The sequence below is a fragment of the Testudinibacter sp. P17/SS/0325 genome (assembly GCF_053570765.1).
The window spans coordinates 137,268-153,724 of the sequence record NZ_CM131635.1; the positions used below are offsets into that span (position 1 = coordinate 137,268).

Consider the following 16,457-nt stretch of genomic DNA (forward strand, 5'->3'; position numbering starts at 1 on the left):
AAAAATGATATGTTGTGAGCAAGATAACAAATTTTGTTTATTTATTATTCAAATTTGTGATCTTAGACTCAAAGTGCGGTTTATTTTCAGCAACAATCCGACAAGCTCCAATTGATATAACTAAGACAGAAAAGTTATTTCGTCCGTAATGATTTTCTTTTTAACATGATCATGTCACAATTCAGAATAATTAAACATTCGCCATAGCGGAAATAACCTTGAAAAAACAGTACGCGGTTTTACCGAAAACCGAATGGAGCGCCAATCGGCTGTGGGAAGTGAAATTCCACAGTTTCGTGCCGTTATGCCTGTCGCTATTGCTGGTCGGCGTGGGCGAAGGATTTCTGTTGGTCTCCGATTTAGGGTCGGCGCCATGGACGATTCTGTCACAGGGGATCGCATTGCAAACCGGGGTTAGTGTCGGTTTCGCCTCGTTTATCATCAGCTGTGTGGTGATGTTGGCGTGGCTGCCGCTGCGGCTGAAAATCGGCTTGGGTACGATCCTGAATATCGTGTTGATCGCCATTGCCCTTGGCGCGGTTGCCGCCAGCCTCGCTACGCCGCAGACCGCACTTGCCCGTTTTGCCTACGCTTTGCTCGGCATTTTGTTAATGGGCGTCGGTTCGGCGTTTTATCTCACCTGCCATATGGGTTCCGGACCGCGCGACGGGTTAATGGTCGGACTGTGCCAACGTTTTAAACTCAAAGTCGGCATTGTGCGCACCGCCATGGAAAGTGCGGTTGCGCTGATCGGCTTTCTCCTCGGCGGCACGCTCGGCTTCGCCACGCTGTTATTCGCCTTTTCAATCGGCTGGGTGATCCAGTTCACACTGGCGATTTTTAGCGCCAAGGCAAAGGAACGCTAATTTTTGCAAATAATACTTGCATAATAAAAGCGGATTCAGTATGTTAACCACATCTGTTTTAAAGGAACAAAACACATGAATTTAATCCGTACTGCTCATCACCATCACCCCTGATTCTTCTTTCAGGCGTTTGGTGTTGCTTGGAAGATAAACCTCTTCCGAGTTAAGTACGGCAAAGCAATAACGACCCCTCGGAAGGATACTTTCGAGGGGTTTATTTTTTTACAGGCATTTTAAAATTGGAATGAATAAGGACTGACTATGTTGGATAAAAAACGTTTACGTATCGCTATGCAAAAATCCGGGCGTTTAAGCAAAGAATCACAAGCGTTGCTGAAACAGTGCGGCGTGAAAATCAACTGGAACGAACAACGCTTAATCGCCTATTCGGAAAATATGCCGATTGATATTCTGCGCGTGCGTGATGACGATATTCCGGGCTTGGTGTTCGACGGCGTGGTCGATTTGGGCATTATCGGCGAAAACGTATTGGAAGAAGAAGAGTTGGGACGGTTGTCTGCCGGTGACGAAGTGCAATACAAGATGTTGAAACGCCTTGAGTTCGGCGGTTGCCGCTTATCACTCGCCGTACCGCGCGACATGGCATACAACGGCGTGCAAGATTTAACCGACGCGCGTATCGCCACCTCTTACCCGAATTTGCTGAAACGCTATATGCAGGAAGAAGGCGTACCGTTTAAAAACTGTTTATTGACCGGTTCGGTCGAAGTGGCACCGACCGCCGGTTTAGCCACGGCGATTTGTGATCTGGTTTCTTCCGGCGCAACCTTAGAAGCCAACGGCTTGCGCGAAGTGGAAATTATTTATCAATCCAAAGCCTGCTTAATCCAACGTGCCGCCGAGTTAAGCGAAGAAAAACAAGCCTTGGTCAATAAACTGCTGACTCGAATTCAAGGGGTGCAACAAGCCAGCGAAAGTAAATACATTATGCTGCACGCGCCGAAAGACAAACTGGACGAAATCACCGCACTGTTACCGGGGGTGGAACACCCGACCATTCTGCCGCTGGCACACGATGACGACAAAGTGGCAATGCATGTCGTCAGCCAAGAAAACCTGTTCTGGGAAACCATGGAACAACTGAAAGAAGTCGGCGCAAGCTCGATTTTGGTGTTGCCGATAGAGAAGATGATGGGTTAATAAGGACATAATAATGAATACAATCATTTGGAATCAACTTTCTCAAGCGGAACAGCTTACCGCACTTGAACGCCCTGCAATCACCAATTCCGCCAGTATCGAGCAGGCAGTGAATGAGATTAAAACCAAGGTGCAGCAAAACGGCGATAGCGCCTTACTTGAGTTGACCGAAAAATTCGACAAAGTGCGGTTGGAAACGCTCACCGTTTCAAGCGAACAGATCGCCCAAGCCGCCAGCCGTGTGCCTGATGAGTTGAAACAAGCGATTCAAAATGCGTATCGCAATATCGACGCATTTCACCAAGCGCAGAAACCGAGCGTGATCGAAGTGGAAACCCAAGCCGGAGTAAAATGCGAAGTGCTGACCCGCCCGATTAATAAAGTCGGTTTGTATATTCCCGGTGGTTCTGCGCCGCTGTTTTCTACCGTGCTAATGCTTTCCATTCCGGCAAAAATCGCAGGTTGTCAAAAAGTGGTACTGTGCACGCCATCGCCGATTGCCGATGAAATTCTGTATACCGCCAACCTGTGCGGCATAGAAACCATCTATGCGGTGGGCGGCGCACAGGCGGTGTTTGCGATGGCGTTCGGTACGGAGAGCGTGGCGAAAGTCGATAAAATTTTCGGGCCGGGCAACGCCTTTGTGACCGAAGCCAAACGCCAAGTCACACAACTCGGCACGGCGATTGATATGCAGGCAGGGCCTTCCGAAGTGTTGGTGATTGCCGATGAATTTGCCGATCCTGATTTCGTGGCAAGCGACTTATTGTCGCAAGCGGAACACGGTGCAGACAGCCAAGTGATTTTGGTCACCCCAAGCAAAACCTTAGCCGAACAGACCGCACTTGCGATTGAACGGCAGCTTGCCGGCTTGTCGCGCGCCGAAACCGCACGCCAAGCCCTGCGCCACAGCCGCACCATCGTCGCTGACGATTTGCAGCAATGCGTGCAAATCAGCAACGCCTATGCACCGGAACATTTAATCGTGCAAGTGGAAAACGCCCGCGCCTTATTACCGCAGTTGGACAACGCCGGTTCGATTTTCTTAGGCGCATACTCCCCCGAAAGCATGGGCGACTACGCCAGCGGCACCAACCATGTGCTGCCGACCTACGGCTACTCGCGCACCAGTTCAAGCCTTGGCTTAGCGGATTTCAGCAAACGTATGACAGTGCAAGAACTCACCCCGCAAGGCTTTAAAGATTTATCAAAAACCGTTGAATTAATGGCAGCCGCCGAGCAGCTGGACGCACATAAACAAGCGGTGAGTATTCGTTTGGCGAAGATGGGATAAAGATAAACGCAAAGTGCGGTTGTCTTTAGGGAAAAATGATGACAAACCAAATTCAGATTTATACAAGTAAAGATCAACAAATTCAAGTAGATGTTAAATTCAATCATGAAACCGTTTGGCTATCACAAGCACAAATGGCAACCGTATTGAACAAGGCTTTGGCGATGATCCGTTTTATCCGAATGTTGCCAGCCGTGCCGCGCATTTGCTCTATTTTGTGATAAAAAATCATGCATTGGCGGACGGCAATAAACGCACCGGATCATTTTTGTTTTTGTGGTATTTACAGCTCAATCAGGCATTATTAGCCAAGCAGGTTGAACAACTGATTAATGATAACACGCTGATTGCCTTAGCATTATTAGTGGCAGAAAGTTTGCCTGAACAAAAAGAATTAATGATTAAATTAATCGAACATTTTATTTTATTAAAAGAAAGCAACGAACAGGATTAAGGAAACCCCATGACAATTTCACAACTTGCACGCAAAAATATTCAAGCCTTAACGCCCTATCAATCGGCACGTCGCTTAGGCGGCAAGGGCGATGTGTGGCTGAATGCCAATGAATATGCGACTTCGCCCGATCTTAATTTACAGAACCGCACTTTTAACCGCTATCCCGAATCACAGCCGCAACAACTGCTGGCGCGTTATGCCGCTTATGCCGGTTTGCAGGCGGAAAATGTGCTGGTCAGCCGCGGTGGTGACGAAAGCATTGAGCTGATTATCCGTGCCTTTTGCGAAGCGGACGACAAGATGCTGTATTGTCCGCCGACTTACGGCATGTACGCGGTGAGTGCCGAAACCTGTGGCATTCAAACCAAAACCGTGCCGCTGACTGCCGATTTCCAATTGAATTTAGCCGAAATCGAAAAAAATCTTGAGCAAGTCAAAGTGATTTTCGTCTGTAGCCCGAATAACCCGACCGGCAATTTAGTCAAGCGTGAGGATTTATTAACCTTATTGGAAATGACCCGTGATCGCGCGATTGTGGTGGTCGATGAAGCCTATATCGAATTTTGTCCGCAAGCGACATTCAGCAATGAATTGGCGAACTATCCGCACTTGGCGATTATCCGCACCTTATCCAAAGCCTTTGCCCTCGCCGGTTTACGTTGCGGTTTCACCTTGGCAAATCCTGAATTGATTCATGTATTACAAAAAGTGATCGCGCCGTATCCAATCCCCGTACCGGTTTCGGATCTGGCTTGCCAAGCCTTAGATAACCGCGGCTTAACCGCCATGTGCCAACGGGTTGCGGAAGTGGTCGAATACCGCACTTGGTTAATTAATGAGCTGCAATCACTGGCGTGCGTCGAAAAAATCTTTGCCAGCGAAGCCAACTATATTTTGGTGAAATTCGATAACGGCAACCACATCTTCAAAACCTTATGGGATCAGGGTATTATCTTACGCGATCAACATAAAGCTCTCGGCTTAAGCAACTGCATTCGGATCACCGTCGGTTCAGAACAAGAAAACCGCCGCATGGTTGAGGCGATTCGGGCGATTTCATCAAAATAAACAATAAGGACAACATCATGACACAACAAAAAATTCTGTTTATCGACCGCGACGGTACCTTGATTGACGAGCCGAAAGCCGATTTCCAGATTGATACGCTGGAAAAGCTGAAATTCGAGCCGAATGTGATTCCGGCATTACTCAAATTACGCGATAAAGGCTTCCGTTTCGTGATGGTGAGCAATCAAGACGGCTTAGGCACGGAGTCGCTGCCACAAGCCGATTTTGACAAACCGCACAATGCGATGATGGAACTGTTCCGCTCGCAGGGAATTGAGTTTGATGAGGTGCTGATTTGTCCCCACCGCCCGGAAGACAACTGCGCATGCCGTAAACCGAAATTAGGGCTGTTGAAAAAGTATATCAATAAAGGGCTGTTCGATCCGAAACACAGCTATGTGATCGGCGATCGTTCCACCGATATGCAACTGGCGGATAACTTAGGTATTGCCGGCTTGCAGTATCACCCTGAAAAACTGAATTGGGATTTGATCGCCGAGAAAATTCTGGCAAAACGCATTCGCAAAGCCGGCTTCAAACCACGCCATGCCGCCGTTGTGCGCACCACCAAAGAGACCGATATTCGGGTTGAAGTGTGGCTGGACGAGCAAGGCATGAACGAGATCAAAACCGGTTTAGGCTTTTTCGATCACATGCTTGATCAAATCGCCACCCACGGCGGTTTCCGCATGAAAGTGACGGTGGACGGCGATCTGCATATCGACGATCACCACACCATCGAAGATACCGCACTTGCCTTGGGCGAAGCCTTGAAACAAGCCTTAGGCAACAAACGCGGCATTGCCCGTTTCGGTTTTGTGCTGCCGATGGACGAATGCAAAGCGGAATGCGCGATGGACTTGTCCGGTCGTCCATATCTGAAATTCAAAGCCAAATTCACCCGCGATAAAGTAGGCGATTTCAGCACCGAAATGGCGGAACACTTCTTTATATCGCTCTCTTACGCACTGGCGTGCACCTTACATTTAAGTGTCAAAGGCAAAAACGCCCACCACCAAGTGGAAGCGATTTTCAAAGCCTTCGGAAGAACCTTACGCCAAGCGATTCGAATTGAAAGCGACCAGTTGCCAAGCTCGAAAGGGGTGTTGTAGTAAGAGTAATGGAATTATTTTTAAGACTAAGAACGCTACACTTAGTTTTTATAAACTTATTCGCTATTTTAAAAATAGGAAAAAATTTGTAATGAATAATTTGGGCACTGAAGATTTTGAAGGATTTATATACCTTGATTATGATTATCCAGTCTCGGCTTGGAATATAGCTCGCGGATTTTTTGGCAGTGTAGATACATTAAATACGAAAGATTCTATGCTGTCAATAATGATGTCTGATATGCTTATATCAAATAACATCAATAGAATCCAAAGTGAGATATATATAGATAATATACGAAAGTTATTTTTTCCTCAGTGTGTATCTAGATTGAGAGGTGTTTTTGTATTTGATGAAGTCGATTCAGTCGCTAGGATATGGGAAAATGAAAATTGGGGAAAACATTTTTCTGATGAATATTTGGCTGACGTAGGTGTAGCTGCCAATAAATCAACTAGGGTTGACTCTAACTGGATTGCTCATATTCTAAATGAAAACTATAGTCTAAAACCAAACGCTATAGAAAATATAGTTAATTATTGGTCAGGAAAACCATACCCGAAAAGCGATCCAATTTGGGAAAGAATAGTTAGTGGGTATATTACCATATGGTCTTCGAATATAAGATTAGAGGCAATTAAAAATATTTTATCAATATGGAAAGATTCTTTCCCTCTTTTACAGTATTCATCAATGTGTGCATCCATCGGATCTCGTGATGGAGAAATATACCCTTGTCTTACAATAGATAATAATAAAGTTACTATTGAATATTTGATGATTGCTGAACATATCAATACACCTAATTTTTATGATTTTTTACTGAAAAATCATAGGAAAAAATCTCTAAAAATTGATACTTTATTTGAAGAACCAAAATTTAGAACTATTAAAGCACCTGATTTATCAGGATTTAAGAAATTTATTTTATTAGATAAAAATGATAGTTTTCATTTATCTAATAACATGTTGTATTTTAGGAGTAATTAGTGCAAAGAATAACTATTATCGACACTGGCTGTGCCAATCTGTCCTCGGTAAAATTCGCGTTTGATCGTTTGGGCTATCAGGCGAAAATCAGCCGAGATTTAGCGGAAATCAAAGCAGCCGATAAACTGCTGTTGCCGGGAGTCGGCACCGCACTTGCGGCGATGAAAAATCTAACCGATCGCAATTTAATCGAAACGATCCGACAGCTAACGCAACCGGTACTGGGTATCTGTTTGGGCATGCAGTTAATGACCGAATTTTCCAGCGAAGGCAATTTAGCCACCTTAGAATTAATGCGCGGACGCACCGAGTTGATTCCCGACACCGGCTTACCCTTGCCGCATATGGGCTGGAATCAAGTGCGGTATCAAGCGGCTCATCCGCTGTTTGCGGAGATTGAACAAGACAGCCATTTTTATTTTGTGCATAGCTATGCAGTCTTGCCCAACGAAAACACCATCGCCAGCTGCGACTACGGCGTAGCGTTCTCCACCGCATTGGGCTACAAAAACTTTTACGGCGTACAATTCCACCCGGAACGTTCAGGCAAAGCCGGGGCGCAGTTGTTGCGGAATTTTGTGGAGAATGTCTAATCTAGCTTAGTTTCCGCCAGCGACTGACGTCGCAAGCGGTTACGCATAGTTGAGTGGCTTTGCCACTCAGTATGCAAAGAACATTAACTTATATGGAACAGCCGCAAAGCGGCTGACTTATGCGTAACCGATTGCGGCTTTGCCGCTGTCGGATAAGGAAAATACTATGAAAAAATCCATTATTCTCCCCGCCCTTGACCTGATCGATGGGCAAGTGGTGCGTTTACATCAAGGGGATTACGGCAAGCAGACCAATTATTCCTCCAATCCGACCGCACTTTTTGCCGATTATGTGGCACAAGGGGCGGAACAGTTGCATTTGGTGGATCTGACCGGAGCAAAAAATCCGGCAAAACGCCAAACGGGGTTAATCGGCAAGATTATCAAAGCGACAAATTGCCCGGTGCAAGTGGGCGGCGGTATTCGTAGCGAACAAGATGTGGCGGATTTATTGGCGGTGGGCGCGAATCGGGTCGTGATTGGCTCAACCGCGGTAAAAGAACGCAACATGGTCAAACGCTGGTTTGAAAAATACGCTGCCGAGAAATTTGTACTTGCGTTAGATGTCAACATCGCTGCCAACGGCGAGAAAATTATTGCGATTAGCGGTTGGCAGGAAGCGAGCGGTGTGTCGCTTGAGGAATTGATTGAAGATTACCAATCGGTCGGTTTACAACACGTTTTATGTACCGATATTTCCCGTGACGGTACATTGGCAGGTTCGAACGTGGATTTATACCGCGAAATCTGTGCCAAATATCCGACCATTCAATTCCAATCCTCCGGCGGTATCGGTTCGCTTGCCGATGTGGCAGCATTGAAAGGCACGGGCGTGGCCGGGGTGATTATCGGACGCGCCCTATTGGAAGGCAAATTTACGGTGGCGGAGGCAATCGAATGTTGGCAAAACGGATAATTCCTTGTTTAGATGTGCGTGACGGGCAGGTGGTGAAAGGCGTGCAATTCCGCAACCACGAAATTATCGGCGACATCGTGCCGTTGGCGAAACGCTACGCCTATGAAAGTGCCGATGAACTGGTATTTTACGATATTACCGCCTCGTCGGACGGTCGTACGGTAGACAAAAGCTGGGTCGAGCGGGTGGCGGAAGTGATCGATATTCCGTTTTGTGTCGCCGGGGGGATTAAAACCATCGACGATGCCGAAAAGCTGTTTGCATTCGGTGCGGATAAAATTTCCATTAACTCCCCTGCGTTGGCTGATCCGGATTTGATTTCCCGTTTGGCGGATCGTTTCGGGGTACAGGCGATTGTGGTCGGCATTGACAGTTGGTTCGAGCAAAGCAGCGGCAAATATTGGGTCAATCAATATACCGGCGATGAAACCCGCACCCGTCAAACCAACTGGCAGTTGCTCGACTGGGTGCAAGAGGTGCAACAACGCGGCGCAGGCGAAATCGTGTTGAATATGATGAACCAAGACGGCGTACGCCAAGGCTATGATTTAACCCAGCTAAGTGCGGTGCGTGCAATATGCCATGTGCCGTTGATTGCCTCGGGCGGTGCCGGCGAAATGGTACATTTCCGTGACGCTTTTGTGCAAGCCAATGTAGACGGCGCACTTGCGGCAAGCGTGTTTCATAAGCAAATTATCAATATCGGCGAATTAAAAACCTATCTTGCGCGGCAAGGTGTGGAAGTGCGCCGTTAAGTGTAAAAAATAATAGGATAAAACAATGTTAGATCTACAACAAATCGACTGGCAAAAAGTGGATAATCTGCTGCCGGTGATCGTGCAAAACGCCACCACTTGCGAAGTGTTAATGCTGGGCTATATGAATCAGGAAGCGTTAGCCAAAACCTTGAACGAGAAAAAAGTGACTTTTTTTTCACGCACCAAACAACGCTTATGGACTAAGGGTGAAACTTCAGGCAATTTCCTGAATGTGGTGGATATGAGTTTGGATTGCGATAACGATACGTTATTGATTTTAGCCAATCCGATTGGTAAAACCTGCCACACCGGGGCGGAAAGCTGTTTCCACCAATTTAGCAATAAAAACGAACCGGATTGGATTTTCTTTAGCAAGTTAGAACGCTTAATCGCGGCTCGCAAAGGCGCAGATCCGTCAAGTTCTTATACAGCCCTCCTCTATTCACGCGGCACAAAACGCATTGCGCAGAAAGTCGGCGAAGAAGGGGTTGAAACCGCACTTGCGGCAACGGTGAAAGATCACAATGAAACCATTTGTGAAGCGGCTGATTTAGCCTATCATTTAACCGTACTGTTGCAAGACGCTGATCTGGCTTGGGCGGACGTAATTGGTAAGTTGAAAGAGCGGCATTCGAAATAAAGAAAAACGGCATTCTCACAATAAGTAAGAATGCCGTTTTAACTTTGATTTATTCAACCCACTGATTTTTCTTTAACTTTCTTTCTGCGCCAATAATTTTCCATTTTAACTTCTGAATTTCATTTTGTAGCATTGCCGATGAATTGCTTAATTCAACCTGTTGTTTGTCTTGCAACACCGCATTTCCATGTTGAGTGAGAACACCAATCACATTTCCTCGATTCAGCATTAGTGGCGAATTATTTTCATTAGGCTGAATTAACGATTGCCCAAAGGTGCTAATCGGATCGTTAATACCTAAGAGATCCATAATGGTCGGCAACAAATCGTATTGTGTCGCCAATTCTGAATGCCGCAGTGGCGTTAAACTGCCGTCGGGAGTATAGATGATCAACGGAATATGAAACTGTTCCGGTAATTGATCCGAATTTGTCTTTAACACATGATCGGCACTAAAAATAAAAATGGTATTTTGATACCAAGCCTGCTTTTCTGCCGCCTGCATAAATTGTTGCAATGACCAATCGCTGTAGCGTAACGTATTCAAAAAACCGTTTTCGCCCAGTTTATCGTGGGGATAAAGATGAAATGCTTTGCCTGGATCTGCAAAAGGTTCATGGGTTGTACCGGTAAATAAAAAAGAGAAAAACGGCTTATCCGCCTGTTGTGTTTCACTCAATTTTTGGTTTAAAAACATTAAACTGTCATAATCCCAGCCAAATTTTGGCGTTGGCTGCGGATATTCGCGCACCAGCGGAATATCCTCTTTGCCGTAATATTCTTGAAAACCTAAAATATTGGCAATGCCGTCCATATTAAATGAACGCCGGTTTGAGGATTGCATCATCAAAGTGCGGTAGTTATGTTTATTCAAAATATCCGCCGGTTTATTCAATCGGTTTAATTCCAGCCCAAATCCTAAGGTCGGGAAATTGTTTAAAGCCGGGGTTGAGGTTAACACCGCTTGAATACCTATAATACTGCGCTGACCAGCGGCATAGAAATTATCCCACACCTGTGATTTGGGGATTAACGAATCGATAAACGGTGTTGCCCCATAACTGTTACCACTTAAACCATCAATGTAGTCGTAGCTCCAACTTTCCAATAAAATAAAAACCACATTTTTCTGTGTTGCCGGCGTGGTTGCCCGGAACTGAAAATCCGATACGCAGCGCGTTTCGCATTGCCGTGCTTCATCATCTGTCAACAGATCTAATGCGGTGTTGTTTTTACGGTTTTTTCCTTCTTTCCAAATCACAAAAATACTGTTCAAGGTTAGATTGGATTCGGCTGCGGAAGCATTATTTTGGAACGCATCGGCATAACCGATAGGGCGGCTTTGGGTAATCATGCCTCGTGCCAACCAAAAGCAAAACCCTAAAAATACAACGTAAATAATAAGACGTAGCCAAATAGGTTGAATCAGAGGAAAATGATTTTTTTCAATCGGCTTAATAACGTATTTTTTATACAGTACAACCGTTAAAACAAACAGAATCAGCCCTGAAATCGTATAAGCAAGGCGCGAGGTAAATGCCAATTCTAAAACCACATCAAGATCTGCGCTGATTTGAAACAATTCTTGTCCGAGATGGCGGTAAACTTCACCGAAATAGGTCAAGTCAAACAGCGTTAGTGTCAACATCAACAGTAAAATTAGCAAACCAATATAGCTTGCTGTTTTTAAGATACTTTTCCGTTGAGCAAAACGAAAAGGCAACCCTGTTATCAGCAATACCAATGCCAGTGCGATCACACTGATATGCATATCAAAACGGAAGCCTTGCGCAAATGCGTGCAGCAATTGTGTGACGTTTAATTTCAAAAAATAATCGGGGTATAAGCCGATAAACAGTAAACGACAAAAAGCAAATAAGAGTGCAGAAAACGCTAAAATACGCAAAGGCAAAAACAGATATTGCATAATAAAATAGAATAATGAGAACAATAATCAAATATTATACTATTTTAGATTGTTTTCGTCTTGTGTTCTTTTCGGATTAGAAATAAGAAAAGTGGTGGGCGATACCGGTCTCGAACCAGTGACCCCCTCCTTGTAAGGGAGGTGCTCTCCCAACTGAGCTAATCGCCCGACGCTAATCAGAAACTGATTAAGTGCGGTGTGATTTTAAGTCTTAAGTGGTGGGCGATACCGGTCTCGAACCAGTGACCCCCTCCTTGTAAGGGAGGTGCTCTCCCAACTGAGCTAATCGCCCACTTAAGATTGCCTTAAAATCATGGGATAAGTTTGCGCGGAAGTGGTGGGCGATACCGGTCTCGAACCAGTGACCCCCTCCTTGTAAGGGAGGTGCTCTCCCAACTGAGCTAATCGCCCGCTAGGTCAAACTTATAACAACAAACGGACACTTGAAAAAAGTGGTGGGCGATACCGGTCTCGAACCAGTGACCCCCTCCTTGTAAGGGAGGTGCTCTCCCAACTGAGCTAATCGCCCGTTTGTTGTGAGCGAGCATTATAATTGGTGTTGGCTTTCAGTCAATGATTTTTTCCTTTTTTCGCGTTAATTGTCGTAAAAATAAACATATCAATGCAATTTGATCTACCCATACGCCCACTTGACCGCTACAATAACCGCCATTGTTTTTTAGCCAGCTATAAGGTCAATGATGAATATTCAACCGCTTTTCGATTTTAATCCCGATGTCAACGTCAGAACCCGTTTCGCCCCGAGTCCGACCGGCTTTTTGCACGTCGGCGGCGCGCGCACCGCACTTTACTCTTGGTTGTATGCCCGCCACAACCAAGGCGAATTTGTATTACGGATTGAAGACACCGATTTGGAACGTTCCACCCAAGCCGCCACCGATGCGATTCTGGAAGCGATGGAATGGTTGGATATGCATTGGGAACACGGGCCTTATTACCAAACCCAACGTTTTGACCGTTATAACCAAGTGATCGACCAAATGTTGGAACAAGGCTTGGCATACCGTTGCTATTGCAGCAAAGCGCGGTTGGAAACGTTGCGCGAACAGCAAGAACAAAATAAAGAAAAACCGCGCTATGACCGCCATTGCTTGCACGATCACAACCATCACGCCGATGAACCGCATGTAGTACGCTTTAAAAATCCGACCGAAGGTTCGGTTATCTTTGATGACGCGATTCGCGGCAAAATTGAAATCAGCAATCAGGAATTGGACGATCTGATTATCCGCCGCACCGACGGGGCGCCGACCTACAATTTCTGTGTGGTGGTGGACGATTGGGATATGGGTATCACCCACGTAGTACGCGGTGAAGATCATATCAACAACACCCCGCGTCAAATCAATATCCTCAAAGCCTTAGGCGCACCTGTGCCGGTGTATGCCCACGTTTCCATGATTTTAGGCGAGGACGGGCAAAAACTCTCCAAACGTCACGGCGCAGTCAGCGTGATGGAATACCGCGACAACGGCTATCTGCCGGAAGCGCTAAACAACTACCTGGTGCGTTTGGGTTGGGGACACGGTGATCAGGAAGTGTTTAGCCGTGAAGAAATGGTGGCGTTATTTAACCTGACTTCCGTCAGTCGCTCGGCAAGCTCGTTTAACCACGATAAATTGTTATGGTTGAACCACCACTATATCCGCGAATTACCGGCGGAAAAAGTCGCCGGTTACTTAGCATGGCATATGCAGGATCAGCAAATTGACACCAGCAATGGTCCGAGTTTGGCAAACGTGGTCGAAATGCTTGGCGAGCGTTGCAAAACCTTAAAAGAAATGGCGGCGGCAAGCCGTTATTTCTTCGAAGATTTTAGCCAATTTGATGAAAGTGCGGTCAAGAAACATTTCAAAGCGACAACAGTTGAGCCGTTAAGTTTAGTATTGCAAAAACTCACCGCACTTCGCGACTGGAATGCGGCGGATATTCATCACGCAATTGAGCAAACCGCCGCCGAACTCGAATTGGGCATGGGCAAAGTCGGTATGCCGTTGCGCGTTGCCGTCACCGGCAGCGGACAATCGCCGTCGTTGGACGTCACCCTTGTCGGGATCGGCAGGGAACGCAGCTTGGCGCGGATTCAAAAAGCGATTGAATTTATCCAAAATATTCACGCGGCTTAAGCACGACTGATTTAATTTTAGGCATTTAAACCATAAAGCCAATAAATCAGATTGACAGATTCAAGTGCGGTTATTAATATAGCCGCACTTTGATGAACAGCTCATCAAATCCATTCTGATATGGGGATATAGCTCAGTTGGGAGAGCGCTTGCATGGCATGCAAGAGGTCGTCGGTTCGATCCCGTCTATCTCCACCAAATATTGTTTTATTCAGCACCTCTGATGATAAAAATCCTTAAGCTCACGATAATCCTATTAAATTTTTCTGCCTAACCGTTTCTATCATCTATTGCGCATAAAAAAGCCGAACACCGCTTAATCCGGCGTTCAGCCCTTCTTTGTTTAATTCAACTTGGATTTTATTCTGTGTTCGACAATCCGCGATAGGTCAGAAAATAGTAGCTCAGCACCGAAATCAGGGTACATAAAAACATCGACAACAACATCGGTACCGCACTTGTGACCGGAACCAGTGAAATTAAGAAACCGACAATCGCCCCGGTGCCAAAACGAATCGTGCCGGCTAAGGAATTTGCGGTGCCGGCAACCTGAGGAAAGCGATCCAGAATCGAGGCCATCGCATTAGAGCCGATAATCGACAGCATACCGACAAAAGCCGCAATGCCCAACGCCATCGGCCAGAAACCGAGATCAAACACCGCCACCAGCAACAACCAACAGCCCGCTAAAAATTGCATGGTCAAACCGAAACGCAGCATTTTTTCCGCCCCGACTTTCACTACCATGCGCCCGTTGATCGAGGTAAATAGGATCATTACCGACATATTCATAATGAAGAAATAACCGAAATTTTCCGGCGCAATCTGATAGATATCAATATACACGATCGAGCCGGAGGTCAGAAACGAGAACATGCCGGCAAAAGAAAACGCCCCCGCCAAGACATAGCCGACCACGGCTTTTTCGCGAATTAATAAGGCAAAATTGCGCAACACCGTTTTCAAGCTGAACGGCACACGTTTTTCTATCGGTTGCGATTCCGGAATTTTCCACAACACTAAAACACAACTCAAAATGCCAAAAAAAGTCAGTACATAGAATATCGAGTGCCAGTGGAAAAATTTCGCCAGATTACCGCCGATAAACGGCGCCAGCAATGGCGCAATCATCGACACCAGCATGATCATCGACATCATTTTCGAAAAGTAATTTTTCGAGAACAAATCACGTAGCAGGGCGCCTAAGACCACCGCCGAAGCCGATCCGAAAAAGCCTTGAATAAAGCGGAGTAGCAAGAAGTTTTCGATATTCTCGACCTGCGTCAAGAAAAGTGCGGTGGCGGCAAACACCAGCGTACCGATCAAAATCGGCAACTTGCGCCCAAAACTATCGGCAACCGGCCCCCACAGCAATTGCCCGATGGCAAAACCGAGCGTAAATAAAGCCAACGTATTCTGGACTTTTTCCGAGTTAACCTTGAGATCACGGGCAATATCTAAAAACGAAGGCAAGTACATATCAATCGCCAACGGCGGCAACATCGCCAAAATCCCTAAAATTAAGACAAATACAGGGCTTTTCTTTATTTGTCTGATTTTTTCTGTGTGTAGCATAAATCTATCCATTTTCCGACGGGCGTTCGCGCAATCCGTCAATTTCATTTTGAGTCAAAGTGCGGTATTCGCCCTCGTCTAACTTCTCATCCAACACCACATTGCCAATCCGCCAACGGTGTAAGGCAGCCACTTTGTTGCCGAGCGCGGCAAACATCCGTTTCACCTGATGATAACGCCCTTCGCTGATGGTCAAATTAAGGTTGTAATCATCAAGGATTTCCAATTTTGCCGGTTTGGTCGGTGATTTTTCACCGCGCAACAAAATCCCTTGCTCAACCGCACTTTGGTAGTGGTTTTCAATCGGATCGGCAAGCGTCACCAAATAGGTTTTTTCACAATAGAATTTCGGTGAGGTGATCCGGTGCGACCATTGTCCGTCATCGGTCAACAGCACCAAACCGGTGGTATCCACATCCAAACGCCCGACCGAATGCAGTTTGTTGCGTAACGGATAATCAAAAAAATGATACACCGTCGGGTATTCGCCGTCGTCATGGGAACAAATATAACCCTGCGGCTTATATAACATCAGGTATTGCCCGCTTTCCAACCATTGCAGTAACTCGCCGTCCAACAGAATCTGATCGCTGACGGAAATTTGGGTTGCTCCCGACTTTACCACCGTTTGATTCCGTTCAACCGAACCGCTGCGCAGCATTTTCGTCACTTGTGAACGGCTCAAGCCGGTCTGCTCTGCTAAAAACTTATCTAAACGCACCAATAAAAAACCTTTTTTACCAATAAATTGTTTATTGTACCCGTTTGCTGCTAAAGATACAGAGCGGATTAAATTTCAAAATAAAAAAAATTCTGTGGGCTGTATCACATACTCCTTTATGGGTTTTTAACTTTAGTAAAATAAAGCGTATAATTTCACACATCTTTCAATGTTTGATAACCTTTTAGCAAATTATCAAGTATTTTCACCCATCTCTATTGAGGACACTAA

General features: G+C 45.9%; 14 protein-coding genes, 5 tRNA genes, 1 pseudogene and 1 other annotated feature. Of the genes and pseudogenes, 13 read left to right on the plus strand and 7 right to left on the minus strand.

From position 1 onward, the window contains the following. Positions 1-218 precede the first annotated feature (218 nt). The 11 genes and pseudogenes from yczE (at position 219) to hisIE (ending at position 9,856) form a co-directional block, all read left to right on the plus strand. Positions 219-866: a membrane protein YczE gene (gene yczE, locus ACWA50_RS00610; protein WP_431053382.1), complete on the plus strand. Its 648-nt coding sequence runs from the start codon at positions 219-221 to the stop codon at positions 864-866. A 95-nt stretch (positions 867-961) separates the two neighbouring features. Then, positions 962-1,087 (plus strand) — a sequence feature (His leader region). A 40-nt stretch (positions 1,088-1,127) separates the two neighbouring features. After that, complete coding sequence (gene hisG / locus ACWA50_RS00615; RefSeq protein ID WP_431053383.1) at positions 1,128-2,027, plus strand: ATP phosphoribosyltransferase; 900 nt, start codon at positions 1,128-1,130, stop codon at positions 2,025-2,027. 13 nt (positions 2,028-2,040) lie between these two features. Next, positions 2,041-3,321, plus strand: coding sequence for a histidinol dehydrogenase (gene hisD / locus ACWA50_RS00620; protein WP_431053385.1), 1,281 nt, complete (start codon positions 2,041-2,043; stop codon positions 3,319-3,321). A 145-nt stretch (positions 3,322-3,466) separates the two neighbouring features. After that, positions 3,467-3,775: pseudogene (locus tag ACWA50_RS00625) on the plus strand (type II toxin-antitoxin system death-on-curing family toxin); the annotation flags it as partial. A gap of 9 nt (positions 3,776-3,784) precedes the next feature. After that, a complete protein-coding gene (hisC, locus tag ACWA50_RS00630; RefSeq protein ID WP_431053387.1) occupies positions 3,785-4,846 on the plus strand; it encodes a histidinol-phosphate transaminase in 1,062 nt (353 codons plus the stop codon). A 17-nt stretch (positions 4,847-4,863) separates the two neighbouring features. Then, positions 4,864-5,958, plus strand: coding sequence for a bifunctional histidinol-phosphatase/imidazoleglycerol-phosphate dehydratase HisB (gene hisB / locus ACWA50_RS00635; protein WP_431053389.1), 1,095 nt, complete (start codon positions 4,864-4,866; stop codon positions 5,956-5,958). Positions 5,959-6,049: 91 nt separating this feature from the next. Next, a complete protein-coding gene (locus tag ACWA50_RS00640; RefSeq protein WP_431053391.1) occupies positions 6,050-6,949 on the plus strand; it encodes a hypothetical protein in 900 nt (299 codons plus the stop codon). Continuing rightward, complete coding sequence (hisH, locus tag ACWA50_RS00645) at positions 6,949-7,542, plus strand: imidazole glycerol phosphate synthase subunit HisH (protein WP_431053393.1); 594 nt, start codon at positions 6,949-6,951, stop codon at positions 7,540-7,542. Before ACWA50_RS00640 ends, hisH begins: the two co-directional genes overlap by 1 nt. Positions 7,543-7,708: 166 nt before the next feature. Next, entirely contained in the window at positions 7,709-8,458 is a 750-nt protein-coding gene (hisA, locus tag ACWA50_RS00650) for a 1-(5-phosphoribosyl)-5-[(5-phosphoribosylamino)methylideneamino]imidazole-4-carboxamide isomerase (RefSeq protein WP_431053395.1), read from the plus strand. Further along, entirely contained in the window at positions 8,440-9,213 is a 774-nt protein-coding gene (hisF, locus tag ACWA50_RS00655; protein WP_431053397.1) for an imidazole glycerol phosphate synthase subunit HisF, read from the plus strand. The genes hisA and hisF overlap by 19 nt, the downstream gene beginning before the upstream one ends. Before the next feature lie 25 nt (positions 9,214-9,238). Then, positions 9,239-9,856 (plus strand): bifunctional phosphoribosyl-AMP cyclohydrolase/phosphoribosyl-ATP diphosphatase HisIE, encoded by a 618-nt coding sequence (hisIE, locus tag ACWA50_RS00660; protein ID WP_431053398.1) that lies wholly within the window; start codon positions 9,239-9,241, stop codon positions 9,854-9,856. Positions 9,857-9,905: 49 nt separating this feature from the next. Here the strand turns inward: hisIE and ACWA50_RS00665 are convergent, their stop codons facing one another. The 5 genes from ACWA50_RS00665 to ACWA50_RS00685 all read right to left on the minus strand — a co-directional run bounded on the left by ACWA50_RS00665 (position 9,906) and on the right by ACWA50_RS00685 (position 12,312). Continuing rightward, positions 9,906-11,684 (minus strand): LTA synthase family protein, encoded by a 1,779-nt coding sequence (locus ACWA50_RS00665; RefSeq protein WP_431053400.1) that lies wholly within the window; start codon positions 11,682-11,684, stop codon positions 9,906-9,908. A gap of 191 nt (positions 11,685-11,875) precedes the next feature. After that, positions 11,876-11,951, minus strand: a tRNA-Val gene (locus ACWA50_RS00670). A 48-nt stretch (positions 11,952-11,999) separates the two neighbouring features. Beyond that, positions 12,000-12,075: transfer RNA gene (locus tag ACWA50_RS00675), tRNA-Val, on the minus strand. 43 nt (positions 12,076-12,118) lie between these two features. After that, positions 12,119-12,194 (minus strand) — tRNA-Val (locus tag ACWA50_RS00680). Between the two features lie 42 nt (positions 12,195-12,236). Then, positions 12,237-12,312, minus strand: a tRNA-Val gene (locus tag ACWA50_RS00685). Between the two features lie 172 nt (positions 12,313-12,484). On the opposite strand from ACWA50_RS00685, the gene gltX reads away from it, so the two are divergent. Together gltX and ACWA50_RS00695 are read left to right on the plus strand one after the other, a co-directional pair. Further along, entirely contained in the window at positions 12,485-13,930 is a 1,446-nt protein-coding gene (gene gltX / locus ACWA50_RS00690) for a glutamate--tRNA ligase (protein WP_431054259.1), read from the plus strand. Between the two features lie 122 nt (positions 13,931-14,052). Further along, a tRNA-Ala gene (locus ACWA50_RS00695) sits at positions 14,053-14,128 on the plus strand. Between the two features lie 162 nt (positions 14,129-14,290). Here ACWA50_RS00695 and ACWA50_RS00700 read toward each other — a convergent pair. Next, entirely contained in the window at positions 14,291-15,505 is a 1,215-nt protein-coding gene (locus tag ACWA50_RS00700; protein ID WP_431053402.1) for a Bcr/CflA family multidrug efflux MFS transporter, read from the minus strand. 4 nt (positions 15,506-15,509) lie between these two features. Beyond that, a complete protein-coding gene (gene rsuA / locus ACWA50_RS00705) occupies positions 15,510-16,226 on the minus strand; it encodes a 16S rRNA pseudouridine(516) synthase RsuA (RefSeq protein ID WP_431053404.1) in 717 nt (238 codons plus the stop codon). Between the last annotated feature and the right edge of the window lie 231 nt (positions 16,227-16,457).

Coding starts and splice junctions, on each gene's coding strand:
- hisA (WP_431053395.1), top strand. CDS start 7,709: ATGAAAAAATCCATTATTCTCCCCGCCCTTGACCTGATCGATGGGCAA.
- hisC (WP_431053387.1), top strand. CDS start 3,785: ATGACAATTTCACAACTTGCACGCAAAAATATTCAAGCCTTAACGCCC.
- hisF (WP_431053397.1), top strand. CDS start 8,440: ATGTTGGCAAAACGGATAATTCCTTGTTTAGATGTGCGTGACGGGCAG.
- hisG (WP_431053383.1), top strand. CDS start 1,128: ATGTTGGATAAAAAACGTTTACGTATCGCTATGCAAAAATCCGGGCGT.
- hisB (WP_431053389.1), top strand. CDS start 4,864: ATGACACAACAAAAAATTCTGTTTATCGACCGCGACGGTACCTTGATT.
- hisD (WP_431053385.1), top strand. CDS start 2,041: ATGAATACAATCATTTGGAATCAACTTTCTCAAGCGGAACAGCTTACC.
- ACWA50_RS00640 (WP_431053391.1), top strand. CDS start 6,050: ATGAATAATTTGGGCACTGAAGATTTTGAAGGATTTATATACCTTGAT.
- hisIE (WP_431053398.1), top strand. CDS start 9,239: ATGTTAGATCTACAACAAATCGACTGGCAAAAAGTGGATAATCTGCTG.
- gltX (WP_431054259.1), top strand. CDS start 12,485: ATGAATATTCAACCGCTTTTCGATTTTAATCCCGATGTCAACGTCAGA.
- ACWA50_RS00700 (WP_431053402.1), bottom strand. CDS start 15,505: ATGCTACACACAGAAAAAATCAGACAAATAAAGAAAAGCCCTGTATTT.